General features: G+C 68.3%; 15 protein-coding genes. 7 read left to right on the top strand and 8 right to left on the bottom strand.

Going from position 1 to position 26,959, the window contains the following annotated elements:
* Positions 1–322 precede the first annotated feature (322 nt).
* Both DK368_RS03315 and DK368_RS03310 read left to right on the top strand, forming a co-directional pair.
* The gene (locus DK368_RS03315) at positions 323–2,443 is read left to right on the top strand and encodes a CHASE domain-containing protein (RefSeq protein WP_114392151.1); all 2,121 of its coding nucleotides are present in this window, start codon (positions 323–325) and stop codon (positions 2,441–2,443) included.
* 49 nt (positions 2,444–2,492) lie between these two features.
* Entirely contained in the window at positions 2,493–3,563 is a 1,071-nt protein-coding gene (locus DK368_RS03310; RefSeq protein ID WP_240002318.1) for a hypothetical protein, read from the top strand.
* A gap of 128 nt (positions 3,564–3,691) precedes the next feature.
* Here the strand turns inward: DK368_RS03310 and DK368_RS21900 are convergent, their stop codons facing one another.
* Both DK368_RS21900 and DK368_RS03300 read right to left on the bottom strand, forming a co-directional pair.
* Entirely contained in the window at positions 3,692–4,828 is a 1,137-nt protein-coding gene (locus DK368_RS21900; RefSeq protein ID WP_114392150.1) for an L-talarate/galactarate dehydratase, read from the bottom strand.
* 55 nt (positions 4,829–4,883) lie between these two features.
* Complete coding sequence (locus DK368_RS03300) at positions 4,884–6,206, bottom strand: MFS transporter (RefSeq protein ID WP_114392149.1); 1,323 nt, start codon at positions 6,204–6,206, stop codon at positions 4,884–4,886.
* Positions 6,207–6,899: 693 nt separating this feature from the next.
* On the opposite strand from DK368_RS03300, the gene DK368_RS03295 reads away from it, so the two are divergent.
* Complete coding sequence (locus tag DK368_RS03295; RefSeq protein ID WP_114392148.1) at positions 6,900–7,961, top strand: LacI family DNA-binding transcriptional regulator; 1,062 nt, start codon at positions 6,900–6,902, stop codon at positions 7,959–7,961.
* Positions 7,962–8,017: 56 nt separating this feature from the next.
* On the opposite strand, the gene DK368_RS03290 is transcribed toward DK368_RS03295, so the two are convergent.
* Positions 8,018–11,905, bottom strand: a complete 3,888-nt coding sequence (locus tag DK368_RS03290; protein WP_114392147.1) for an ATP-binding protein — start codon at positions 11,903–11,905, stop codon at positions 8,018–8,020.
* 221 nt (positions 11,906–12,126) lie between these two features.
* On the bottom strand, positions 12,127–13,680 hold the full coding sequence (locus tag DK368_RS03285; protein ID WP_114392146.1) for a bifunctional metallophosphatase/5'-nucleotidase: 1,554 nt from the start codon (positions 13,678–13,680) through the stop codon (positions 12,127–12,129).
* 183 nt (positions 13,681–13,863) lie between these two features.
* On the opposite strand from DK368_RS03285, the gene polA reads away from it, so the two are divergent.
* Together polA and yiaY are read left to right on the top strand one after the other, a co-directional pair.
* On the top strand, positions 13,864–16,791 hold the full coding sequence (gene polA, locus DK368_RS03280; protein WP_114392145.1) for a DNA polymerase I: 2,928 nt from the start codon (positions 13,864–13,866) through the stop codon (positions 16,789–16,791).
* Positions 16,792–17,012: 221 nt separating this feature from the next.
* A complete protein-coding gene (yiaY, locus tag DK368_RS03275; protein WP_114392144.1) occupies positions 17,013–18,161 on the top strand; it encodes an L-threonine dehydrogenase in 1,149 nt (382 codons plus the stop codon).
* A gap of 131 nt (positions 18,162–18,292) precedes the next feature.
* On the opposite strand, the gene rlmN is transcribed toward yiaY, so the two are convergent.
* From rlmN to DK368_RS03255, 4 genes are all read right to left on the bottom strand, one after another.
* The gene (gene rlmN, locus DK368_RS03270) at positions 18,293–19,495 is read right to left on the bottom strand and encodes a dual-specificity RNA methyltransferase RlmN (RefSeq protein ID WP_114392143.1); all 1,203 of its coding nucleotides are present in this window, start codon (positions 19,493–19,495) and stop codon (positions 18,293–18,295) included.
* Positions 19,496–19,575: 80 nt separating this feature from the next.
* Positions 19,576–21,129: a peptide ABC transporter substrate-binding protein gene (locus DK368_RS03265; RefSeq protein ID WP_162305842.1), complete on the bottom strand. Its 1,554-nt coding sequence runs from the start codon at positions 21,127–21,129 to the stop codon at positions 19,576–19,578.
* A 94-nt stretch (positions 21,130–21,223) separates the two neighbouring features.
* On the bottom strand, positions 21,224–23,041 hold the full coding sequence (locus DK368_RS03260; protein ID WP_114392141.1) for an alkaline phosphatase family protein: 1,818 nt from the start codon (positions 23,039–23,041) through the stop codon (positions 21,224–21,226).
* A 179-nt stretch (positions 23,042–23,220) separates the two neighbouring features.
* Complete coding sequence (locus DK368_RS03255; protein WP_114392140.1) at positions 23,221–24,210, bottom strand: 2-hydroxyacid dehydrogenase; 990 nt, start codon at positions 24,208–24,210, stop codon at positions 23,221–23,223.
* A 230-nt stretch (positions 24,211–24,440) separates the two neighbouring features.
* Between DK368_RS03255 and DK368_RS03250 the strand changes: the two genes are divergently transcribed.
* Entirely contained in the window at positions 24,441–24,956 is a 516-nt protein-coding gene (locus DK368_RS03250) for an SH3 domain-containing protein (RefSeq protein ID WP_240002317.1), read from the top strand.
* 221 nt (positions 24,957–25,177) lie between these two features.
* Positions 25,178–26,467, top strand: a complete 1,290-nt coding sequence (gene mtnK, locus DK368_RS03240; RefSeq protein ID WP_114392137.1) for an S-methyl-5-thioribose kinase — start codon at positions 25,178–25,180, stop codon at positions 26,465–26,467.
* Positions 26,468–26,959: the final 492 nt, after the last annotated feature.

Raw genomic sequence — 26,959 nt, 5'->3', positions numbered from 1 at the left:
GCCAACGCCGCCACGACCAGGACGGCACTCTAGGTCAAAAATGGAGGTACCGCCAAGGGGGCAGGAACTGTCGCCACAACAATCGCCCGGGGCATCCACGGACCGGTATGATGGCAAGAGGATGGCCCGGCCACCCAGCGGGCCGAAGCGGCCGGGAGCACATGGCGGCCCGTGCCGCTGTCCCATCGGCCAGGCGCGGCATCATCGGGATTAGCCTGTTCGTTCCGGTCTCCGGATTTTTACCCCGTCTGCCGGGTTTTCCCGGCCCGTCCGGAAGCGCTAACGATGCAGCGTCGTTCTGCCCCATCACACAGTCTGGACCATGGGCATCTGGAAACGGAGCCGTTCCGGCTCCGCATCGGAGGGGGACTCGGGTCATCTCCTCGCCTGGGTGGCCCTGGGACTGGCCCTGGCGCTGGTCGCCGGAGCCTTCTGGATCGCCCGCGACCTGCAACGGGAAGCGATGCAGCAGCGCTTCGCCTTCCGCCAGACGGAGGTGCTGCATGCCCTGCGCGACCGCCTGGCCGCCTATCAGCAGACACTGCAGGGCGCGCTGGGTCTGCTGAATGCCTCGACCCAGGTCACCCGCACGGAATGGCGGACCTATGTGGACAGCCTGAATCTGCGGCAGAGCTACCCCGGCATCCAGGGGGTGGGCTATGCGCTGTGGCTGCGGCCGGCGGACGTTCCGCGGGTCGAGGCGAACCTCCGTCGGACGGGTTTTCCCGACTTCACGGTCTGGCCGCAGGGGATGCGCACCGATTACACCACGATCGTGTTCCTGGAGCCCGAGGACAGCCGGAACCGGCGGGCCATCGGCTATGACATGTGGTCGGAAGAGGTGCGGCGGGCCGCCATGGCCCGGGCCCGCGACAGCGGGACGGCCGCCATCACCGGCCGGGTGCGGCTGGTGCAGGAGGACAGCCAGGACGTCCAGGCGGGGTTCCTGATGTATCTGCCCCATTATGGCACCCGCATCCCCACAGACATGGAGGAGCGGCGGGCGGCCCTGCACGGCTTCGTCTATGCCCCGTTCCGCATCAACGACTTCATGGTTCCGATCCAGACGACGGTGCTGCGCGCCATGCGGCTGCGCCTGTACAGCGGCGACCGTGCCGACCCGGATTCCCTGCTGTACGACAGCCATGCCGGCTTGCCCTGGCCGGCCCCGGCCCATCTGGACCTGCATGCGCTCGTCCGGACGGCCCTGCCGGGGCAGGTCTGGACGGCGGAATTCTCCGCCTTGCCGGGAATGGATGATGGCCCGGAGCGCTGGCTGCCCGGAGGGTTCCTGGCCGTGGGGACGCTGTTCAGCCTGCTGGGGTTCGCCGCCCTGCGGAGTGGCTTCGGCCTGCGCCGGGCGGAAGCACAGAATGCCCGGCTCGGCCGGCTGATCGACGAGGCCTCGACCGAGATGTATGTGCTGGATGCCGACGACCTGCGGGTGGTGCAGGCCAACCGCGGGGCCGCGGCCAACCTGGACCGCCCTGCGGAGGAGTTGGTCCGCCTGTCGCTGCTGGACCTGCAGCCGCAGATCCAGCGGTCGCATTTCGACGGGCTGAGCCGCCCGCTGACATTGGGTCTTGTCCCCCAGGTCACCTATGAAACGGTGCAGCAGCGCCGCGACGGCAGCACCTATCCCGTCGCGGTGACCTTGCAGTTGCACCAGGGCCGGGGCCAGCGTCTCTATCACGCGCTGGTCCAGGATCTCAGCGAGCGCGACCGGCAGCAGCAGGCCCTGACCCAGGCGCTGCACGAGGCGCAGTCGCTGCTGCACGAGAAGGAGATCCTGTTGCGCGAGGTGCATCACCGGGTGAAGAACAACCTCCAGGTCATCTGGAGCCTGATCCGGCTGGAAGCCCATGACATCCCCGATCCCGCCGTGCGCGAACGCATGGAAACGGTGGCTCGGCGCATCAGCGTGCTGGGCCAGATCCACCAGCAGCTCTATGGGGCCGACAATCTGGCCCGGGTCGATATCGGCCAGCATATCCGCAGCCTGGGCACGACGCTGACCGACCTGCACGCGCATCAGGATGTGAGCATCACCGTGACCGCGGACCGCCTGACCTGCGATCTGGAGACCGCCATCCCCATCGGGCTGATCGTCAACGAGCTGATCAGCAACAGCATGGAGCATGCCTTTCCGCCGGGCCGCAAAGGCCATATCCGGGTCGGGCTGCACCAGAGAACAGACCATGTGCGGCTGGAAGTGGGCGATGACGGCGTCGGCCAGTCCGGCCCCGGCCGCAACGGTCTGGGCATGCGTCTGGTCCAGGCCCTGACATCGCAGCTGCGGGGCACGCTGGCGATCGATGGCGGCAACGGCACCCGCGTTATCCTGTCGCTGCCGCTGGACGCCTTCGACACGGCCGGCACCCCGGCTCTGCCGCCCGGAGCCGCGGCGCCGGAAAGGCCGCAACCACCACCCCCTGCGTCCTAACCCGATGCGTGCTACCACAGGCGGCTGGTCGTGCTAGGTTGTGCCCGTCATGTCTGCTGAAACCAAGATCGAAGACAATCCCGCAGCCGAGGCCGCCGTCGAGGACGACGTCCTGCTGTTCGACGACGCCTCCCGCGATGCCCTGCACATCCTGCCGCTGGGGATGCTGCCGATCAACACGCCGGGCCTGCGCCGGGCCCGGTTGATCAAGAACGCCCGGCTGGAGACGGTGGTGGAGGTGTTCCACGACCGCCAGACCGGCAGCGGCCAGGTCAACCCCGACCATCTCGGCAGCATGTTCCCGTCCCACGGCAAGGAACTGCGGGCGGACATGGCGCAGATCCAGAAGCTGGTCCGCATCAACAGCTTCGATGTCTACAGCCTGCGCAAGGAACTGCGGCGGGTGGGCATCGACGTCAACGACACCCGGCATCTGAAGCTGTCCAACCAGAAGCGCGGCGAGCTGACCGGCTACATGACCGACTTCACCCGGCCGCTGCTGCAGCAGGTCTATGGCGGGGAGGAGCGCAAGATTACCGACGTGTCGGAAATCCTGGCCATGCTGGCCAATCCCGACAAGGAGGAGGCCCTGCGCAACCTCAAGCTCCTGTCCGACAAGCTGAAGGTGAAGTTGCAAGACATCCCGGACTTCCTGGAGGATTACGGCGATGTCTTCCTGTCGCTGGCCTATTTCCGCAGCTGTCTGGACGAGATCGTGCCCGACGTCCAGACCTTCATGAAGTGGGGCAAGGATGCGGCCGACAGCGAGATGATCAGCCGCGACCGCAATCTCGTGAAGATGCTGAACGATGTCGAGGCCAAGCTGACCTCCATCACCACCTCCATCACCGGCCGGTTCGAGGCCTTCGACCGGCGCAGCAAGGATTTCTGGAACGATATCAGCGCCGACAGTTTCCGCGCCGTGCGCCAGCAGATCGAGGCGCACCATGTCACCATCGGCGGCGTGCTGTGCGGACTGGCGGTGAAGATGTCCCTGTGGCGCGAGCGCTTCCCCCGCGGCGGCGGCGGCCCGCAGAAGCGGGTGGAGTTCATCCGCAGCGAGATCCAGCCGGGCCTGGACCATATCAACAGCATCGAGAAAGCCGCCAGCGGCACCTGACAACCCGCGGCATGAGGGCTGCCCCCGGGCCGCCGATATGGGATGCCCCCCGGCGGAAGGTCTTGAGATCTGTCTGATTTTCTTGCGAAAACCAGACAGACCCCCCAAGACGGGCCCAGTCCCTCGCGTCAGGCCCGTTTGCCGAATTCGGCTGTTTCGCGCGTCCAGGCGGCGACATTGTCGCTGAGGCTCACACCGAGACCGGGGCGGGTCGGAACGATCATGCGACCGTCCTTCACCTCCAGGCGCTCATTGAACAGCGGCTCCAGCCACTCGAAATGTTCCACCCAGGGCTCTCGCTGCATGGCCGCCGCCAGATGGATATGCAACTCCATCGAGAAGTGCGGCGCGATCTGGAGACCGGCGAACTCCGCCAGGGTCGCCACCTTCATGAACGGGGTGATACCGCCCACGCGGGGACCATCGGGCATCAGGAAGTCGGCGCCGGACTGCCGGATGAAATCCCAGTGTTCCAGCACGCTCGTCAGCATCTCGCCGGTGGCGATCGGCGTGTCGAGCTGTGCCGCCAGGGCGGCATGGCCGGCCGCATCGTAGCAATCCAGCGGCTCCTCGATCCAGATCAGGTTGAACTGCTCGAAGATGCGCCCCATGCGCATGGCGGTCGGCCGGTCCCACTGCTGGTTCGCATCGACCATCAGCGGGAAGGCATCACCAAGATGCGCCCGAACCTTGGAGACGCGCTCGATATCCAGCGCCCAGTTCGGCTGCCCCACCTTGAGCTTGATGCCGCCGATGCCCTTCTCGCGCGAGATGTCGGTATTGACCAGCAACTCCTCCAGCGGCGTGTGGAGGAAGCCGCCCGACGTGTTGTAGCAGCGCACGGAATCGCGCTGGGCGCCCAGGAGCTTGGCAAGGGACAGGCCGGCGCGCTTGGCCTTGAGATCCCACAGCGCGACGTCGAAGGCGCCGATGGCCTGCGCGGCCAGACCGGTGCGCCCGACCGATGCACCGGCCCAGCACAGCTTGTCCCAAGCCTTGGCGATGTCGTTCGGATCCTCCCCCAGCAGCGCCGGCGCGATCTCCTTGGCATGGGCAAACTGTCCCGGACCGCCGGCGCGCTTGGAGTAGCTGAACCCCAGGCCGCGGTGCCCTTCGGTGGTTTCGACCTCGCAGAACAGGATGGCGATTTCCGTCATCGGCTTCTGCCTGCCGGTCAGGACTTTGGCATCGCTGATCGGGTTCTTCAGAGGCAGGAAGGTCGACTGCAGCTTGATCCAGCTGATGGTTTCTTTCTGGGAAGACATGGTGTCAGTCCTTGATTGGCAGCGATGGTGTATCGGATGCGGCAGAGACCGGCGGTCAGTTCGCGCGGGTCCGGCTCCCGCCAAGTTCCAGGCGCTTCAGCGGGCCAACGATCACCAGGTAGGAGAAAGCCCCCAGCAGGGCGAGCGAACCGACATAGACGAGCGCCAGGTCGAACGCCCCCATTTCCTTGACGATGATGCCGATGGCGATCGGGGTGACGATGCCGGCAATGTTGCCGCAGAAATTGAAGATGCCGCCGCTGATGCCCATGATCTGCTTGGGCGACACGTCACCGACGATGCACCAGCCGAGATTGCCGACGCCCTTGGCGAAAAAGGCGATGCTCATGACGGCGATGACGAGAACATCCGACTGGAAATAGTTGGCCAGAATGATCGTGCTGGAGAACAGAAGCCCGGTGACGATCGGCAGCTTGCGCGCCATGGTCAGGCTGTGACCACGCTTGATCAGCCAGTCGGACCACAGACCACCCACCATGCCGCCGACGAAACCGGCGAGCGCCGGGATGGCGGCAACGAAGCCGACCTTGAGGATCGACATGCCCTTGGCTTCAAGCAGGTATGTCGGGAACCAGGTGAGAAAGAACCAGGTGATCGTGGTGAGGCAGAACTGGCCGATATAGATGCCGACCAGCATGCGGTTGGACACCAGCGCCTTGACGTCGGACCATGCGACCGCGGCCTTTTCGGCGCCCATGTTCGGCAGCCCGCCACCCGCCTCGATATAGTCGAGTTCCGCCTGGTTGACGCCGGGATGCTGGCGCGGTTCACGCACATACAGCAGCCAGAAGATCCCCAGAACCACGCCGATGCCGCCGGTCCAGAAGAAGATGTAATGCCAGCTATGGGCGTGCAGAATCCACGTCATCAGCGGCGTGAAGGCGGCCAGGGCGAAATACTGCGCCGACTGGAAGATGGCCGTGGCGAAGCCGCGTTCGTGGTTCGGGAACCACATCACCGTCAGCCGGCTGTTGGCTGGAAAAGCCGGTGATTCCGCGATGCCCATGAGAAAGCGGAGCGCGAACAGCACGGCGAAGGCCGAGGCGAAGTAGCCGACGAAACCCTGCATGAAGGTGAAGATCGACCACAGGATCAGCCCAAGGCCGTAGATCAAGCGCGCGCCGTATTTGTCCAGCACCCAGCCGCCCGGCAGCTGCATGGCCGTATAGGCCCATCCGAAAGCGGAGAAGGCGAGACCCATCGTCACTGTATCAAATCCGAGTTCACTGCGCATTGCTGGCGCAGCAATGGACAGCGTTGCCCTGTCCACGTAATTGAATGTCGTGACAATGAAGATCAATGCCAGAACTACATAGCGCGCGTGCGTTCGCTCCATGACGGCATTTGCTTGAGCCATTGGGGCTCCTCCTCTTACTATTATGTTAACCGCTTCTTTCTCAGCCCCTGCATACGGTGCAGATGCATCTTGCGTTGGTGGCCATGGCGGAGGCCGGACAGATCTTCCCCCTCACGGCGCGGAGGCGCGCCGTTTGGCAAAAGCGTCAGGACGCTTCAATCGAGAGCAGGTCAGCCCGCGAACGGTGGCGGACACGACGCCCGCAACGCCTCACAGACTGGACCGACGGTTAACCACGCCGGGGGAACTTGCCCGCGCGGCCGACAGCCCCTTCGCTTGCGCAGGCCGCGGCAGGTGCATCCACCGCGGCTCCGATGGGGATATGTTATCGATAACATATAGCGCTATCAAGGCCGATTTCCGCAGCGAGACCCCATGCGACATTCATGTCCGTTTTCCGGTAACCCGCTGGAAAACATGCAGAGAATTCGGACCTTTGCCAGACACACTTCCCATATTCGCTCCCATACCCCTCCATGATGGTATCGATACCATTTACATCCGAAGCCGATGCGGGGGTGGCGGCCATTCCACAATCAGCGGGGCCAGCCGACAGCACCGGTGCTCCGTCGCCGGCGGCGCGGCAGATTTCGTGATCGCGGAGGTGCGGACCTCAACGGACAAAGGGCGACAAGCCGTCGCTTTTGGTGCTTGCTCATTCAACACGGGCGATGGGATGAAGAGTGTCGGCCCATGGATGGACAGATGGCTCCCCAGATACTCCCGCCCCCCCAGCACCAGCGGCGAAAACGCGGCAAGGACGCCAGTGCCGTTACGCTCAAGGATGTCGCCCGCCTCGCAGGTGTTTCCGCCATCACGGTGTCGCGCGCCATCAATCAGCCGGATGTCGTCTCAGAGGAGACCTTGACCTCTGTCCGCAAGGCGATCGAGCAGCTGGGCTATGTGCCGAACCTGCTGGCCGGCGGCCTGAAGTCGAGCCAAAGCCGGCTCGTGGCGGCCATCGTTCCCAGCATCGGAACATCCATGTTCGCCGAGGCCGTCGAAGCGCTGACGGACCGTCTGAGCGACGCCGGATATGAGGTTCTCCTCGGACTGTCCGGCTTTGCCCAATCGCGTGAGGACCGAATTCTGTCGGCGGTGTTGAGCCGGAAACCGGATGCGATCTTCCTTACCGGCATCGACCATTCGGCACGCGCACGCCAGCAGCTGCTGGCCGCCGGCATCCCCGTTGTCGAAAGCTGGGACCTGACGCCCAATCCCATCGATATCGCGATCGGCTTTTCCCATGAGAATGCCGGCCGTGCCGCCGCGAAGCATTTTCTGGAAAAAGGGTACGACCGCATCGCCGTCATCTCGGCCTCCGACAAGCGGGCGCTCCAGCGGCGCGACGGGTTCCTGAAACATCTGGCCGAGACGGGAAGAACCGACGTTGCGCTGCGGCTGACGGAGACCCCCGGCAGTCTGGAGCGCGGTCGGGAGGCGCTCGCGGATCTGCTGAACGGCGGGGTTCAGCCGGACTCCGTGTTCTGCACGGTCGATCCTCTGGCCCAGGGGGCCATTATCGAGGCACAGGTGCGCGGGCTGGACGTCCCGGGAGATCTGGCGGTCATGGGCTTCGGCAATTTCTCGTTCAGCCCCCACATCCACCCGTCCCTGTCCACCATCAGCTTCGACCGGCGGAAAATCGGCGAGCTTGCAGCCGACCTCATCCTGGCGGAACTGGGCGGCACCCCCTCCCCCGAACGGGTCGTCGATATCGGGTTCACCCTTGTGGAGCGGCAAAGCACGGGCTGATCCGGCCGCATCAGAAGAGAGCCGGAGACCCTCGTCCGCAGGACGGCAGGCCCTGCTCAAGCCACGGCGGAAGCCGGTTCCCCTGCCGGTACGGCCGACCGGATGGCGGCATCGACACGGACCCAGGCTTCCGTCAACGCGGCCCGGTAGCGGGCCGCGGTGGTCAGATCCTCCGCCGCCGCAGCCTGTTCGATGGCGGCAAACAGGCCGCCCGTCTCGCCGGCACCGATGCCCTGGGCCCCGCCCTTGGCCGAATGGGCGGCCCGGCGCACCCGGGTGGCATCGCCGCCGGCCAGCCCGGAATCGATCTCGGCGATATAGGCCAGGGTCGAGGTGCGGAACAGCTCCAGCATGGTCTCGACCTGCCCGTCCATGCCGCCGAACAGATCCAGCAGCAAGGCCAGATCCAGCACCGGGGCCGGGGCCGCTGGCTCCGCCGGGGAGAGCGGCGGCAGGCCGCCGGGCAGCAGCGGCAGGCGCAATGACTCCGCCTGGGGCAGCCAGCGGCGCAGGGCAGTCTCCAGCTCGGCAATGTCGACCGGCTTGACCAGGCATTCGTCCATGCCGGCCTCCAGGCAGCGGCGGCGGGTCCCCGCCACCGCATCCGCGGTCAATGCCAGCACCGGCAGGCGCCCCTGACCGCGCAGCGTCTCGCGCGCGCGCAGCCGCGTCACCAGTTCATAGCCATCCATGACCGGCATGTGGCAGTCGGTCAGCAGCAGCCCGTAGGGTGTGGCCTCCAGCGCGGCCAGGGCCTCGGCGCCATTGTCCACAAGGTCGGCCAGGTGCCCCAGCCGTTGCAGCTGGCGGTGGATGACCAGCCGGTTGGTCGGATTGTCCTCCGCCACCAGGATCAGGGTCCCGGCGGCGATGGCCGTGTCGCGGTCCGGCGGCTGGTAATCGGGCAAGGCCCGTTCCTCCGGCATGGGCGGCGGGCGCAGACCCAAGGCCACCGCGGCCGCCCGCCACAGGGCGGAGCGCCGCAGCGGCAGGCCCAGTGCCGCCTGATCCTCCGGCACCGGCTGATCGGCCAGCAGCAGGACCGGCGGGTGATCGGGTTGCGCCGATGGCAGGGCCAGACTGGCGGGCCTGAGGAGCAGATCCAGTCCGGCCGGCATCGCGTCCACGGCGGATACGGGCAGGACCGTGGCACCGGTCGCCGCCAGATAGCGGCTGGCGATGCGCCGCAGCGGCCCGTCGGGCAGGGCCAGCCCGATGCGATGGCCGACCAGGGCGGGAACGGGACGCTCCGGGGCGGCGACGGCCGGCAACGGGATGCTGAAATGGAAGCAGGCTCCGGCGCCGAGCGTGCTCTCCACCGCCAGGTCCCCCCCCATCAGCCGGACCAGCCGGCGGCTGATGGCCAGCCCCAGGCCGGTGCCGCCGAACCGGCGCGACGTGCTGGTATCGGCCTGGACGAAGGGCAGGAACAGCCGGTCGCACTCCTCCACGGTCAGGCCGGGGCCGGTATCGCGCACGCTGAACCGGGCCCGGCCATCCGGCTCCGGCTCCACCGTCACGTCCACCCGCCCGCTCTCGGTGAATTTCACCGCGTTGCCGACCAGATTGATCAGCACCTGCCGCAGCCGCACCGGATCGGCTGTGACACGGTCGGGCAGGGCCGGATCGATGAACAGATCGAGGGCCAGCCCCTTCTCCACCGCCTTCTGCGCCATCAGGCCACCGACACTGTCGACCAGATCGGCCAGATCGACGGGCACGGCCTCCAGATCCATGCGCTCCGCCTCGATCTTGGAGAAGTCGAGGATGTCGTTGATGATGGTCAGCAGCGACTCGGCACTGTCGCGCACAACCCGCACCATGGTGCGCTGGTCGGCGCTGAGGCTGGACTGTTCCAGCAGCTGCGCCATGGCGACGACGCCATTCATCGGCGTGCGGATCTCGTGGCTCATGGTGGCCAGGAACAGCGATTTGGCCCGCGTCGCCGCCTCGGCCTGATCCTTCGCCTGACGCAGTTCAGCCTCGATTCGCTTCAGCGGCGTCACGTCGGTCAGCGCCAGCACGGCCCCGCCGGAGGGAACGCGCCGCCCCTGGACCAGCAGGGTGCGGTTACCGGCCAGCTTGCGCTCGAAACTGACCTGGGGATGCGGGTCGGCCGGATTGACCAGCGCCCGCATCCGCCGCGCCACCAACGCTTCCGGATCGCCGCCGCGGCGCGCATCCTCTGCCGCCAGCTCCAGGATGTTGCGCCCCACCTGCAGCAGACCGGGCGGTCCGTCCCACAGTTCGCGGCAGCGGTCGTTGACCAGCCGCAATGTCAGATCCCGGTCCAGCACCAGGATGCCGGCCGGCATGGCTGCCAGGGCCGATGTCAGCTGGGCCGAGGTTTCGGCCAGGGCGCGCTCGGCCTGCACTTCGCGCGTCACATCCATCACGGTGGACTGGATGGCCGGCTCCCCCATCCAGTCCACGACCTGTTCGGTCAGATCGAACCAGGCGCTGCCGCCATCGAGGCGCAGGGCACGGACACGGTTGCGCCCGCCGCCGCTGGCGCCGCCGGCCAAAAGGGCGCGGCAGCGCTGGCGCGCCCGCTCGCGCTGATCGGCGGGGATATGGGGCAGCAGCGACCCCATGGCCAGCATGGCTTCGCCCGATGCATGGCCCAGCAGCCGGCCGATGGTGTCGTTGCACAGCAGCAGCTGGAAATCCCGGTGGATGTAGATGCCGACGCGGGCGCCCTCCACCAGATCGCGGAACCGCCCTTCGCTCTGCCGGAGCGCTTCCTCCCGCTGGGAGATGGCGGTCAGCAGATAGCCCAGCGCCGCGCCGATGCCGGCGATCTCGTCCCTGCCGTCCGCCGGCACCGGGGTGGAGCGGCCCTGCAACCGGTCCAGCACGGCATCGCTGAGGGCGCGCAGGCGCGAGGTGATGATGCGGCGGAAATAGACATGGACCACCACCACCAGCATCAGGGTGACCAGCAACACCAGCAGGACGCCGCGGCCACCATCGGTCAGCAGTTGGCTGATGGCGGTGGAGGCGGTGACCGCCGACTCGTTGGCATGGGTGAACAGCTCGCGCGTGGCGTAGTCCATGCCCTCGACCAGAACGCCGGCCTGATTGCGCAGGGCGCTGGCCTGGGCATCGGCCTGCAGCCGCTCGGGCACCGTCGTGAACAGCCCGTCGGGTCCGGTCAGGGCGGCATCGATGACCAGCAGCACCTGAGACGGTTCCTGGCGCAGCGGTGACGGCAGCTGTCCGGCCACGGTCCGCAGCGAGGCCAGGGTGGTCTCGGCCGCCTGCCGGTTGGCCGTGACGGCGTTCAGCCGGGTGGCCAGCGCCAGATCGACCACCTGGGCCAGCAGCCGGCTGGCCTCCCGGTCCCAGTCGGTCAGGGCGGCCAGGGCCGCAGGCGATGCGGCGGGCAGGGGATGGGATGAGCGGGACGCCAGGACATCCGTGACCCGGGCCAGGGCAGCGGCGCTGAGGGTCTCCGCCTCGATCCGGCGCTCCACCGCGCGGTCCAGCTCCTCCAGCGTGGCGTTGATGCCCTCCAGCGTCTCCCGCACCTCGGCCAACAGCCGGGCACTGGTGTCGGGCCGGCGCTCCAGCCGCCCGGCCAACACGACATAGCGCTTCTGCACCGCCGCCTGCTGGCGGACCAGGGCGGCCAGGGCGATGCGGCGTTCCGCCTGGCTGTGCGCCGAGGACAGCGCCGGCACCAGCATCAGCATTTCCCGGATGGCGCCGCCCAGCTCGGCGCTGGCGGTGACGCCGGGCAGGGTCTCCCCGGTCAGATGGCCCAGGTCCCGGTCGAACCGGTTCAGCACGGCCAGGGTGAACAGGCCGGTCAGCGTCACGAAGGTGCCCATGATCAGCAGGGCCGCCGTGACCCGGGACGTGATCCCCGCCCGCGGACGCGGCAGCATGCCGGGGGGCGGCGGGACACGGGCATCGGACGGACGCTGCGGCTTCCGGACCATCAGCGCCGCCTCTCCATCCGTGCCCCGGCACAGGCGCGGCGCGGGCCGGGGACGCGTTGGCCGGAGACGCGTTGGCCGGAGACGCGTTGGCCGGAGACGCGTCGGTGAGGGAAGCGTGGATCAGGGGGCGGCGCTGCCGCGGGCATGCTGCTGTCCGGACGTCATCCTGGGGCCGCACCGGCCCACCATCCTTTCAGACTAGCATGATCGGCGGCCCAGGGTCACGGCACAGCATGTTCCAGTTGCAGCCGGCCATCGATCTCGGGCGCGGCATGACCGAGATTGCCCCACTCCGCCATCAGGATGGTGGACAGCAGATCGGCTTCCGCCGGCCCCAGCAGCCGGGGCGCATCGGCCAGCATGCGGTAGCCGTCGCCACCGTCGGCCAGGAAATCGGGCACGGCCAGACGGTACAGGCGGTCATTCTCCAGCGCTTCGCCGCCGATGCTGACGGCCAGGACACGCTGTCCCGGCGGGCGCGTGGCGTCAATCCGCAGCCGCAGATTGGACACATGGGGAAAGCGTCCGTCCGGCGGATCGGCGAGGCCCAGGGTGGAGACGCCGTTCTCCAGCGCGGCGCGCAGCTGCTGACCGCTGACCCGCAGCAGCAGGATGCGGTTGCGGAAGGGCAGCAGCTCCATGATGTCCTGCCGGGTCAGGACCGTGCCGGCCTCATAGGTCCGGAAGCTGCGGAAGGACCCGCCATTGATCAGGGCCACATCGGCCCGCACGGTCCGCCGCACCGTATCCGCCACCAGATTGCCCAGACCGTTCTCGGCCTGACGGATGGGGCCGACGCGGGTATCGGCGGCGGCGGTCAGGGCCAGCACCGGCGCCGCGCGGCGGGGTGCCAGGCGCTGGACATACGCATCGACCAGCGCAGCCATGGCCGGATCGGGCGGCAGACCGGCGGTACTCAGCACGCGCACGGCAGAGCGTGCCGGCCCCGCATCCCCGGCGCGAAACTCCAGATCGACGGCGATGACGCTGGTGCCCGCCGTCCCCGGAACCACGGTCAGCACGGCACCGTCCTGGCGGCTGCCCGGTTTTTCGCTGGCGCGCTGGACCGTGGCGACGATATCGGCCAGGCCGCTGGCGGCCACGGCATGGTCGAGATCACCGCGGTCGCTGGTCAGCGCCACCACCAGCCGCGCGCCACGGCCGCGCAGGGCCGCCGCCTGGACCCGCAGCGCCTCCAGCGGGTCCAGAACCCGGCTGTCCCGGGCCGTGGTCCGCGACAGATCCTCCGGCCCCAGCAGTGACACCACGCCCACGGCCACGCCGCCGGCCTTCAGCAGCACCGACCGCTCCAGCCCGTCCAGCGGCCGGTTGCTGCGCGCATCCTGCACATTGCTGGCGACGACGGCGAACACGGCCTCCTGCGCCCGGCGGCTGATGATGTCCTCGCCATGGTTGAAGTCCAGCGCCTGCACCCCCATGACATCGACACGCAGCCGGTTCAGCAGGTCGATCTGGTGCGCACCCTGGTCGAAGGCGGACAGGGGCCCCTGACTGAGCACGTCCCCGCCATGCAGCAGCAGGGTGGGCCGGCTGCCGGAGCGTTCCCGCGCCAGCAGCGTGGCCAGGCGCGCCAGACCGCCCTGTCCCTCCCACCCCTCGGGATCGCCGGTGCGGGCGACGAACAGCAGGGTCATGGGCAGCGTCCCCCCTTCGGCGGCCAGGACCGGGGCGGCCAGGGGCGGCGCGGTCAGCAGCAGGAGAAGCCCCAGAAGGGCGGTCCCCAGTTGGCGGAAGCGGGACGGGATGACGGTCACGGGACGTCCGGGCGCGGGAACAGGGACAGGCGAAGTATAGGCGCGACCGAGGCCGGGCCGCCAGCCACGGCGCACTATGGCCGGCGGCACGGGACCTGTGTTCTCCGGGCAGCCCCTCGACTCCCGCGCCGTCCTGGGCCATGTTCGCCGCCACGAACGCTTCCGGAACAGCGGACACGCCCGATGACCAGCGACACCAGCACTGACGCCCCCGCCCCTGCCGCCGCCGATCCGGCCGGCGCCGCGGGCAGCCCGCTCTATCTGGTGGACGGGTCGGGTTTCATCTTCCGGGCCTATCATGCCCTGCCGCCGCTGAACCGGCCGGACGGCACCCCCGTCAACGCCGTGCTGGGCTTCACCAACATGCTGATGAAGCTGCTGGCCGAGCTGAAAGCGGAGGCGGTGGCCGTCATCTTCGATGCCAAGCGCCTGAATTTCCGCAACGAGTTCTATCCGGACTACAAGGCCCACCGGCCCGAGCCGCCGGAGGATCTGCGCCCGCAGTTCGCCCTGATCCGCGAGGCGGTGGAGGCCTTCTGCCTGCCCTGCCTGGAGCTGGAGGGGTACGAGGCCGACGACCTGATCGCCACCTATGCCCGCCAGGCGCGGGAACGGGGCCGCCCGGTGACCATCGTCAGCTCCGACAAGGATCTGATGCAACTGGTGCAGGACGGCGTGCGGCTGATGGACCCGATGAAGGGCAAGCTGATCGGGCCGGAGGAGGTGGCGGAGAAGTTCGGCGTCCCGCCGGAGAAGGTGGTGGATGTCCAGGCGCTGGCCGGCGACAGCGTCGACAATGTGCCGGGCGTGCCCGGCATCGGCGTCAAGACGGCGGCCCAGCTCATCACCGAATACGGTTCGCTGGAGGCGCTGCTGGAGCGGGCCGGCGAGATCAAGCAGGCCGGCCGCCGGCAGAAGCTGCTGGAGAATGCCGAGCTGGCCCGCATCTCCAAGCGGCTGGTGACGCTGGACCCGCAGGTGCCGGTGCCGGTGCCGGTGGAGGATCTACAGGTCCGCGAGCCCGACCATGCCAAGCTGATCGGCTGGCTGAAGCAGCAGGGCTTCCGCTCCATCATCCACAAGGTGGAGGCCGAGATGGCCGGCGACGGCCGGCTGATCGACGGCCCCGACGCCCCGGCGCGGGAGCCGGCGGGGGCCGAGACACGGACACGGCTGGACAGCCGCAGCTATGCCCCACAGGCCCCGGCGGAAGCCGCGATGGCGCGCGGCGATGCCCATATCCCGCGGCCGGAGACCGTGGACTATGCCTGTGTGACCTCGGCGGAGGACCTCGCCGCCTGGATCGAGGAGGCGCTGGAGGCCGGCGCCGTGGCCGTCGACACGGAAACCGACGGGCTGACCCCGGTGCGGGCCAATCTGGTCGGCATCTCGCTGGCCACCCGCCCCGGCCGGGCCTGCTACATCCCGCTGCGCCATGTGGACCCGGCCTCGCCCAAGGAGCCGTCCGGCGGCCTGGATTTCGGCACCGCGCCGCCGCCGCCGGCACAGATCCCGGTGGATCAGGCCCTGGCCCTGCTGAAGCCGCTGCTGGAACATCCCGGCGTGCTGAAGATCGGGCACAACATCAAGTTCGACGCGCAGATGTTCGCCAAGGCCGGCATCCGCGTCGCCCCCATCGACGACACCATGCTGATGTCCTATGTGCTGGCCGGCGGCAAGCACGGCCACGGCATGGACGAGCTGGCGCTGCTGCATCTGGGACACAGCTGCATCAGCTATGATGCCGTCACCGGCACCGGCAAGGCCCGCATCACCTTCGACCGGGTGCCGCTGGACAAGGCCACGGCCTATGCCGCGGAGGATGCCGATATCACCCTGCGGCTGTGGCATGTGCTGAAGCACGACCTGCTGGCCGACCGCATGGTCACGGTCTATGAGACCATCGAACGGCCCCTGGTCGGGGTGGTGGCCGATATGGAAATGGCCGGTGTGCTGGTGGACCGGGCCGTGCTGCGCCAGCTGTCCGGCGACTTCGCCGAGCGCATGGCGGTGATGGAGGCCGAGATCCAGGCCGCCGCCGGCCGCAGCTTCAACGTGGGCAGCCCCAAGCAGCTGGGCGAGATCCTGTTCGAGGAGATGACACTGCCCGGCGGCAAGAAGAGCAGCAAGACCGGGGCCTGGTCCACCGACAGCGCCGTGCTGGAGGACCTGGCCGAGCGCGGGGTGGAAATCGCCCAGAAGGTGCTGGACTGGCGTCAGTTCGCCAAGCTGAAATCCACTTATACCGACGCCTTGGCCGAGCAGATCGACGCCGGCACCGGCCGGGTCCATACCAGCTTCGCCATGGCCATCACCTCCACCGGCCGGCTGTCCTCCACCGACCCCAATCTGCAGAACATCCCCATCCGCACCGAGGAGGGGCGCAAGATCCGCCGCGCCTTCGTGGCGGCGCCGGGCCATGTGCTGCTGTCGGTGGACTACAGCCAGATCGAGCTGCGGCTGGTGGCGGAGATGGCGGACATCCCCGCCCTGAAGCAGGCCTTCAACGAGGGCATCGACATTCACGCCATGACGGCGAGCCAGGTGTTCGGCGTGCCGCTGGCCGCGATGACGCCGGAGATCCGTCGCCGGGCCAAGGCCATCAATTTCGGCATCATCTACGGCATCAGCAGCTTCGGCCTGTCGCGCCAGCTGGGCATCATGCCCGGCGAGGCCGGCGCCTTCATCAAGGCCTATTTCGAGCGCTTCCCCGAGCTGCAGAGCTTCATGGAAACGACCAAGGCCTTCGCCCGCGCGCACGGCTATGTGCGGACACTGTGGGGCCGCAAATGCTGGATCCCCGGCATCCAGGAGAAGAACGCCGCCCGCCGTGCCTATGCCGAGCGCCAGGCCATCAACGCGCCCGTGCAGGGCACGGCCGCCGACATCATCAAGCGCGCTATGGCCCGCCTGCCCGGCGCGCTGACGGCGGCCAAGCTCGACGCCCGCATGCTGCTGCAGGTGCATGACGAACTGCTGTTCGAAGTGCCTGCGGATCAAGCCGAAGAGACGGCGGCCCTGGTCCGCCGGGTCATGGAGGGGTCTGCCAGCCTGGGCGTCCCCCTGGTGGCCGAGGCCGGCACCGGCCGCAGCTGGGCCGAGGCGCATTGAGGCGCAGCGGGCCGGGCGCACCCCGCCGGGCCAATCCCTTGCCGGCCGACCCCACGCCGGCCGGTCCCACGCCGATGGAACAGCGTCGGCCCGAAGCTATTGCCCATCCCAACGGATAGGCCTGACACAGATCAAGGTCCCGATGGAGATGACGCCCTAGCGTGCGGATCGACTGAAACGTCGCGGCACCGCAAGCCGCGCTTCCGCCAAGGGAGAGTACCATGAGCAGCACCTTCTTTATCCCCGCCATCAACATCATGGGCGCGGGCTGCCTGTCCGAGGCGGTCAAGGCCATCGCTGACCGCGGGCTGAACAATGCCCTGCTGGTCACCGACGCCGGACTGGCGAAATCCGGCCTGGCGCAGAAGGTGATCGATCTGATGAACGAGGGCGGCATCATGGTCACCCTCTATGACGGGGCCAAGCCGAACCCGACCGTCGGCAATGTGGAAGCCGGTCTGGCCAAGCTGCGCGAAGCCGGCTGCGACTGCGTGATCTCGCTGGGCGGCGGCTCGCCCCACGACTGCGCCAAGGGCATCGCGCTCTGCGCCACCAATGGCGGCCATATCAGCGATTACGAAGGTCTGGACCGCTCGGCCAAGCCGCAGCTGCCGCTGATCTCCATCAACACCACGGCCGGCACCGCCAGCGAGATGACGCGCTTCAGCATCATCACCGACGAGGCGCGGCATGTGAAGATGGCCATCGTCGATCGCCATGTCACCCCGATGCTGTCGGTCAACGACCCCGAGCTGATGCTGGGCATGCCGCCGGCCCTGACCGCCGCCACCGGCATGGACGCCCTGACCCACGCCGTGGAGGCCTATGTCTCCACCGCCGCCACCCCGATCACCGATGCCTGCGCCCTGAAGGCGGTGACGCTGATCGTCAGCAACCTGCGCACCGCGGTGAAGGACGGCAAGAACGTGGCCGCGCGCGAGGCCATGGCCTATGCGCAGTTCCTGGCCGGCATGGCCTTCAACAACGCCTCGCTGGGCTATGTCCATGCCATGGCGCACCAGCTGGGCGGTTTCTACGACCTGCCGCACGGTGTCTGCAACGCGGTGCTGCTGCCGCATGTGCAGAGCTTCAACGCCCCGGTCGCCGCCGCCCGCCTGCGGGACGTGGCGGCTGCCATGGGTCTGGATGTGACCGGAAAGGATGACGCCGCCGGCGCCGAAGCCTGCATCGCCGCCATCCGCGCCCTGGCCAAGGATGTCAACATCCCCGCCGGGCTGAGCGATCTGGGCGCCAAGAAGGAGGACGTCCCCACCCTGGCCGCCAACGCCATGAAGGATGTCTGCGGCCTGACCAACCCGCGCCGCGCCACCCAGGAGGATCTGGAACAGGTGTTCCTGGCCGCCTTCTGAGCACGCACGCCTCCCACGGATAGGACGAAGGCGCAGGGGTGACCCTGCGCCTTCCGTCTTTTCGGCCTCCTGTCGGCACGCCGTCCCATGCCGGCGCGCATCAGGGCGACGGACGTCGCCCGACCCCTGGCCTATCCCAGTGACAGGGCCGCTTCCTTTTCGGCCACGCGGGCGGCGTATTCGGCGGCCAGGGCCTTGTGGACCTCCATCTGGGCGGCGCGCTGCGACGCCGTGGGCCGCTGGCTTTCGCTCTTCAGCTGGCCGCAGGCGGCCAGGATGTCCTTGCCGCGCGGGGTGCGGATCGGGCTGGCATAGCCGGCCTCGTTGACGAAGTCGGAGAAGCGCTGGATCTGGGACCAGTCGCTGCACTCGAACGGGGCGCCGGGCCAGGGATTGAACGGGATCAGGTTGATCTTCGACGGGATGCCGCGGATCAGCCGCACCAGCTCGCGCGCATCGGCCAGGCTGTCGTTGACGCCCTTCAGCATGACATATTCCCAGGTCACGCGGCGGGCGTTGTTGAGGCCGGGATAGGTGCGCACGGCCTCCATCAGTTCGGCCAGCGGGTATTTGCGGTTGATGGGGACGATGCGGCTGCGCAGCTCGTCGTTCACCGCATGCAGCGACACGGCCAGATTGACACCCAGCTCGGCGCCGCAGCGCTTCATCATCGGCACCACGCCCGAGGTGGACAGCGTGATGCGCCGCTTGGAGATGGCGATGCCCTCGCCATCCATGACGATCTTCAGAGCCTTGGCCACATTGTCGTAATTGAACAGCGGCTCGCCCATGCCCATCATCACGATGTTCGACAGCATGCGCCCCTCGGGCGGGCTGGGCCATTCGCCCAGCGCATCGCGCGCCAGCATGACCTGGGAGACGATCTCGTCGGCCCGCAGGTTGCGCACCAGCAGCTGGGTTCCTGTGTGGCAGAAGCGGCAGGTCAGGGTGCAGCCCACCTGCGAGGAGACGCAGAGCGTGCCGCGGTCCTCCTCGGGGATATGGACGGCCTCCACCTCCTGCCCGTCATGGAAGCGGCACAGCCATTTGCGCGTGCCGTCCTCCGACTGCAGATCCTTCACCGCCACAGGCCGGTCGACGACGAAATGCTCGGCCAGCTTCTCCCGCGCCGGCTTGGCCAGCGTGGTCATGGCGGCGAAGTCGGTCACGCCGCGGTAATAGATCCAGTGCCAGACCTGCCGCGCCCGGAATTTCTCCAGCCCGGCAGCCGTCAGCGTGGCCTCCAGCTCCTCGCGGGAAAGACCGACCAGATTGATACGCCCGTCCGCCCGCGGCGCCGGCGCGAAGGCTTTGCTGTGATGTTCTGCACCCATGGCCCGCTAGATGGGGCAGAATGGGCGCGGAGTCAAAGGCTGCCGTGACAGGCGGGGTCTGCACGCCCTGCGGGGCGGCGCTACTGATCGGCCAGCGACAGCCAGCGTGGCAGATGCAGGTCGATGACATTGTCGGTCCAGCCCCGCACGCGGGGGCTGACCAGATGGCGGCTGGTCTGATGATAGAGGGGGATTACCGGCATGTCGGCCAGGGCCGTCAGCTGGGCCGTGCCCAGCAGGGCGGCATAGGCCTTCTCGTCCCGGGCCATGTCGGCCTGGAGCATGGCCGTCCGGAAGGCTGGGCTGTCATAGCCGTTCCAGTTCGACGCGCCCGGCAGCATGGGAGCCAGATAGCCGCGGGCACGGTTCCAGGCCCAGCTGATGCGGATCAGGTCGGTCCAGTTCCTGCTGCGCATCCGCGCGACCTGCTGCTTCAGATCCTCGGCACGGAAAACGGTCTGCACCCCCAGTTTGGCCTGCCACATGGCAGCCACGGCCACGACGATGCGGTCGTTGGTGTCGTTGCCATTGTAGGTCAGTTCCAGCGACAGCGGCCGCTCCGGACCATAGCCGGCGTCCCGCATCAGCCGGCGCGCCTCGGCATCACGGCGCTCCTGCGGCCATGCCGCCCAGTCCGGTCCCCCCGCGATCCCCCCCAGGCCCGGCGGCACAAGCGTGTAGGCCGGCCGCTCCCCCGCCCGGGTGATGCGCGACACCAGCATGTCCCGATCAATGGCCAGCGCCAGGGCGCGGCGCAGCCCGGGGCTGGACGCCCAGGGTTCCCGCGTCAGATTCGGCACAAGGAACACGGTGGCGGCATAGGGGGCGACCCGCAGGGCCTGGGCCAGATGGTCGCGCGTCCAATCCAGCTGTGCGCTGGGAACCGTATCGGTCACATGCAGCTCGCCGGTGCGGAACCGCTTCAGCTCGGTCTGATTGTCCTCGCTGGCGTGCCAGACCACCGCGTCCAGGGCAACCGACGCCGCATCATGGAAATAGGGGTTGCGCACGGCGCGCACATAGGCATGCGGCACCTGCTCGGTCAGGGTGAAGGGGCCGTTGCAGACCATGGTTCCGGGCCGGGTCCAGGCATCGCCCTTGACCTCGATGACATGCCGCGGCACGGGCATGGCCGCCCGCTCCGACATGTTGTAGAGGAATTCCGGGCTGTTGCGTTCCAGCTCCACCTCCAGCGTCCGCGCATCCAGCGCCCGGACCCCCAGCATATCGGGAGGCAGGCGTCCGGCCATGATGGCCTCGGCATGCCGGATCGGGGCCAGCACCTCGGGCAGCCCTACCCGGATTGCGGGCGTCACGGCCCGACGCCAGGACCAGACCCAGTCTTCCGCCGACATGGCCCGCCCGTCCGACCAGCGCGCACCGGCCCGCAGGGTGAAGACCCAGGTGCGGCCATCGGCGCTGATGTGCCAGTGTTCGGCGGCGCCAGGGATGGGGCGGCCGGCGGCATCCATGCCGACCAGCCCCTCACACAGGGAGAACAGGATGCGCCCGCCGGGAACGTCGAGGGACTTCTGCGGGTCCAGAGTCCCCGGTTCATCCCCATTGCCCACCTGCAGGACCTGATCCGCCCGCACGGGCGCGGCAGCGAGCAACGGCACCAGCAGCCCGGCCATTGCCCAACGGTTCCACCAGCCCATGCCGATCCGCCCCCTTCCCCCACCGCCCCGTGCGGAGGTTTTCCATGCAGGAATAAAGGGCGGTCAGTCCTTACTCAAGGCCGACCGTCCGCCCCTTGAAGCCGGCGGCATCGAAATAGTGGGTGTCGCCGACGGACTGCCAGCGCAGCTCCGTCGCCAGACCGTCAGCACCGGGGCGGGCCATCATGCGGTGGCTCTGCACCGACGGCAGCACACCGCCGGGCATGGCCTCGGTCAGGACCCGCCCGACCAGATGCCCCTTGTCCTCGATCTTGAGCTTCAGCAGATGGGCGATGGTGCGGCCGATATCGGCGTTGCTGCTGGGGGCGGCATCGACGAAGCCGGCCTTGAAGTCCGGGCCGATGGCGGCCTGGAAATTGTGGGTGTCGGCCCGGCTGAAGCTGCCATGCATGCCCTGGCCCTGCTGCAGGCCGGTGTCGGCGATCTCCACCGCGCACAGCTCCGGCGTGTCGCAGCCGGTGCTCCAGCTGCGGAAGCTGACCGCCAGGGCCGGGCGCGGCAGCTTGGCCGACCCCACCAGATTGATGGCCTCGATCGGCAGGGTGCCGGGGATGGCCCCCAGCCGCGCCTGATCGGCGAAGACACCGCTGACATAGTCCTGGGCCAGCAGCGCCGTGACCACGGTCTCGGCCGCCGGCTTGGCCGTGGCATCGTCCAGCAGATACAGCAGGTCGGACCCGCCATTGGCGGCGACGATCAGCACCGGCTTGGCCGGATCGGGGCCGATCAGCCCGTTGCCGCGCGAGGGATGTCCGCCGGCCGGCACCGGCGCATTGCCCTTGTCCGGGTCGAACAGCGGCAGATTCAGCGCCTTGGCCAGATCCAGCGCCAGGAAGCCGGACGGAAGCTGGCCGGCCGGCGTATCGGGATAGCTGCCCTTGGCCGCCGGACTGGTGGCGCTCTCCTTGGCGATGGTGGAGAAGCCGTGGTCGGCGGCCACCAGGATGTCGGTGCTGTCCTCCAGACCCTGCGCCTTCAGCGCCTGACGCAGACGGGCCAGATTGTCGTCGGCATTGCGGATGGCCGCCAGCGAGGTCGGGCCGTTGATGCCGGGGGTCAGGCTGCCGGGGCTGTCACCCTGATTGTGCTGGGTCCCGTCGGGATCACGCGACCAGTAGACCAGGAAGAAGGGCTTGTCCGCCTGACGGAAGCGGGGCAGCAGCACCTGGGTGACCACATCGGTGAACCAGCGCTGCTGCTCCACATTGGCCACCTGGGTTCCGGGATTGGTCTTGCCGTTCTCGCCCCGGCCCGGCGCCTTGGCCGGCAGCCCGGCTGCCTGCAACGCCGCCAGCACGTCCGGCGGCAGCGCCACGCCCTTGTCGGTGCCGGTCTGGTCGTCGAAGACCAGGGTGGTGCGGCCGGTGGACGGCTCGGAGACATCCTGGATCTTGGTCGGCCCCAGCTTGCCGACGGCGGCGGTGGACAGGCCGGCCTGCCGGGCCGCATGCAGCAGCGTGCTCTCGTTCAGGAAATTGCCGCCATACTTCTCGTCCAGCTCCTCCAGCACGGCGTCATCCTCGATGAAGGGAGTGACGCTGCCGGTGGCCGCAGCGATGGGCACGCCGGTATAGAGGGCGTTGCCGAAATCGCCGGTGTCGCCGAGATAATGGCCGGTGGCCAGGGCCGAGGCGTTGGGCGTGGTGAAGGTGGGATAGAGCGAGTGGCTGTTGGCCAGGTTCACGCCCCTGTCACGCAAATCGGCCAGGGCCGGCGCCGTGTCCGGCCGCACGATGGCCGCACGCAGCCCGTCGGGCACGAACAGGATGACATTGTGGGGCCGGGACCCGGCGGTGGTGGGGGCTGCCGCCAGGGCCGCAGGGGCGACGAGGCAGGACAGGGCGAGAAGAAGGGCGAGGCGCCGCATGACGAACTCCCTGACGGCACGAACGGAATCGGCCGGCAGCCAACCACGCCATCCGTGACCGATTGATGGCGGCTTCCTTAACGCTCTGTCATGTTCGCATCATCAAACCGTCATGGCGGCGTGCCCATCCCCACCGCTCCGGCGGGGAACCCGGATAGCCTGAAGCGCCCGGCGCGCCGTCAGAACAGCAGGTCCAGCACGCGGTCCGGCGGGGCGTGACCGTCGACGAAGCTTTTGATGTTGATGATGACCTTCTCGCCCATCTCCACCCGGCTCTCGTAGGTGGCGGAGCCCAGGTGCGGCAATAGGACCACGTTTTCCAGCTTCAGCAGCTTGGGATCGACCGAGGGCTCCTGCTCGAACACATCCAGCCCGGCCCCCGCGATCTCCTTGCGCTGGAGCATGCGGGCCAGGGTGGCCTCGTCGATGGCTTCGCCGCGGCTGGTGTTGACGATGATGGCGCTGGGCTTCAGCAACTGCAGCCGGCGGGCATTCAGCAGATGGTAGGTGGCCGGGGTGCGCGGACAGTTGATGGAGATGACGTCCATCCGGGCCAGCATCTGGTCCAGACTTTCCCAATAGGTGGCGTCCAGTTCCGCCTCGATCTCGGGATGCAGTTGCTTGCGGTTGTGATAGTGGATCGACAGGCCGAAGCCCTTGGCCCGCCGCGCCAAGGCCTGACCGATGCGGCCCATGCCGATGATGCCCAGCCGCTTGCCCCCCAGACGCGACCCCAGCATGGTGGTCGGCCCCCAGCCGGTCCAGCGGCCGGAGCGGACCAGCCGCTCGCCCTCGGTCAGTCGCCGCGCCGTGGCCAGGATCAGGGCCATGGTCATGTCGGCGGTGTCCTCGGTCAGCACGCCGGGCGTGTTGGTGACGGCGATGCCGCGTTCGCGCGCGACCTTGAGGTCGATATGGTCGACGCCGTTGCCGAAATTGGCGATCAGCTTCAATTGCGGCCCGGCGGCGCGGATCAGCGCCTCGTCAATGCGGTCGGTGACCGTCGGCACCAGCACGTCGGCCGTCTGCACCGCCTGGACCAGCTCGTCCCGTGACAAGGGATGGTCGTCCAGGTTCAGCCGTGCCGTGAACAGCTCCATCATCCGGGTCTCGATCATGTCCGGCAGCTTGCGCGTGACGATGATCAGCGGCTTCTTGCGTTCGGCCATGCCCGTGATCCTCCCTGGGACTTTTGCATGAAGTAACAAGGGTGGACGCGCCTTGTCCAGACGGCGGCCCGCCGCGCAGGGGACAATCCGCCGGGACCGCTGCCCTTGACCGGCCGCCAGGGGGGCGGCACAAAGACAAACGGCGCCGGGTGAGGCGCCGCTGTGCTTTCCGGACAAGGTCTTGGGCGACAATGGTCATGCAGCGGTTTCGATCTGCTCGCACGGTGAGGGTGGCCCTGTTGCTGCTGGCGGGCGCCCTCTCGGCCGCGACCGGCGCCCTGGCCGAGGAGCCGCAGGAGGCCGACCCCAAACCCGACGCCATCATCCGCAGCGGCCTGCCCGTGCCCCGCTTCGTCTCGCTGCGTTCGGGCGAGGTCAATGTCCGCACCGGTCCCGGCAAGTCCTATCCCATCGAATGGAAGTTCACCCGTCCCGGCATGCCGGTGGAGATCACGGCGGAGTTCGACACCTGGCGCCGCATCCGCGATGTGGACGGCGCCCAGGGCTGGGTGCATCAGAGCATGCTGAGCGGTCGGCGCACCCTGGTGGTGACAGGGACCATGCGCGTCCTGCGGCAGGACAATTCCGCCGGCAGCCCCGCTGTGGCCCAGGCGGAACCCGGGGTCATGGGCAAGCTGCTGAAATGCCGCAACGATTGGTGCCTGGTCGAGCTTCAGGGCTATCAGGGCTGGCTGCGACGGGATGAGTTCTGGGGCGTGCAGAAGGACGAACAGGTCGACAACTGACCGGTTGGCCTGTTCCATCCGGGCCGGGCCTCGCTCGCTTTCAAATCGCATAAGCCTGGGGGAAATGTCGCCGGAACGGCAGGGCCTGCCGCCCCCCCCTTTCCGATGGACCCCACGCGGATGTGACCGGGAACCGGGGTTGATCCGGGTTCCCTGCCTTCCTCTCCTGTTCGGCTGGCCGGTAGAGTAGGGCCAAAGCCCTGTCGAAGAGGAAGACCACCATGCCGCTCGCCATGCCCGATGGATACCGCATCCTGACCGAGGCCCAGGTCCCGGCCTTCCTGGCGGGCATTCCCACCGTGGCGGAGCGGCTGGGTGGCGGCCCCGACGATTGGCGGGCGCGGGAGGTGGGGGACGGCAACATGAACCAGGTGTTCCTGGTTCATGGCCCCGCCGGCTCGGTCTGTGTCAAGCAGGCCCTGCCCTATCTGCGGGTGGTCGGCGAGGGCTGGCCGCTGGGCCTGAAGCGGGCCTGGTTCGAACAGATGGCCCTGCGCGTACAGGCGCGCTTCGCCCCCGACCGGCTGCCGCACCTGATCCATTATGACGAGATGCTGTTCGCCATCGTCATGGAGGCACTGACCCCGCACAGAATCCTGCGCTACGGGCTGGTCGAGGGGCTGACCTATCCCGCCCTGGCGGCGCAGATGGGCCGCTTCCTGGCCGAGACGCTGTACGGCACCAGCGATCTGGCCCTGCCGGCGCGCGAGAAGAAGGACCTGCTGGGCCTCTTCGCCGGGAACTGGGAGATGTGCGGCCTGACCGAAACCGTTGTCTTCACCGAGCCCTACATGGTCCATCCGCATAACCGCTGGACCAGCCCCCAGCTGGATGGGGTGGCCGCCGCCGTGCGGGCCGACACGGACTGGAAGCTGGCCGCCAGCCGGCTGAAGCTGAAATTCCTGGCCAGCCCGGAGGCGCTGCTGCATGGCGACCTGCACACCGGCTCGATCATGGTCACGGCGGAGGATACCCGGGTCATAGACCCGGAATTCTGTCTGTTCGGCCCCATAGGCTTCGATATCGGCGCCCTGCTGGGCAATCTCTGGCTCAACGCCCTGGCCCAGGACGGGCATGCCGGCCCCGGGGCGTCCCGCGACGCCAGCCGGGAGGCCGTCCTGACCGCGGCGGAGGAGATCTGGACCGGCTTCCGCACCCGCTTCCTGGCCCGCTGGCGCGGCGGCGGCACGGGCGACGCCTATCCCGCCGCCCTGTTCGTGGACAGCACGGGCACCCAGGCGCTGGAAGCCGAGCGGCAGGCCTATCTCGACCGGGTTTTCGCCGATGCGCTGGGCTTCGCCGGCGCCAAGATCACCCGCCGCATCCTGGGCATTTCCCACAACATGGACCTGGAGTCCATTGCCGACCCCGACCGCCGCGCCCTGTGCGAGACCCGGTGCCTGCATCTGGCCAGGGCCTTGATGGTGGAAACACATCGCTTCGGTGACGTCACTCAGGTGACGGCCGCGCTGCGCAGCCTGAGAACCGAGGTCACCCGAGCGGTGCTTTGACCATCGCCGGTTCCCGGCAGTGCCGCCGTGAAGGGCCGCAACGCCGCCACCACATCCGGGTTCCCCGAGTCGGTGGCGGAATCCCTACCCCTTTCGCTGCTGCACAACATTTGGGCAAGCCGTAGCCGCTGGCGAGAATCCTGGACTCGCACCGGAACAGACCGCGAATTTACACAGACTTATCCACAGGCACGGGGGAGAAGGCGCGAGTCAACCCCGATGGCCGGATAGAATGGCCGGAGCGGGCTGGCCCCGGGCCGGCGCGCAGCCCGCAGCGGTCCGAACCCCGTCTTCCACGGCAAGGCTCCCATGCGGGCGATGATGGCAGCGACACCACCGCCACCTGGCGAACCGGCCAGGCTATCCACAGCCTCGCCCCTGAGACGGCGCATGAGCCAAGACCGCCAAGAACATGATCGACCTCCCCTTTCCAAGCGCGATTGCCAGGCGGGATGAACGAGGGGGGCCGGCCGGCAGCCGCGCGGTCCGGTC

This window comes from Oleisolibacter albus (assembly GCF_003336875.1).
GTDB lineage: Bacteria > Pseudomonadota > Alphaproteobacteria > Azospirillales > Azospirillaceae > Niveispirillum > Niveispirillum album.
Note: the sequence above shows the minus strand (reverse complement) of the source record. Positions and strands in the feature narration are given on the sequence as shown.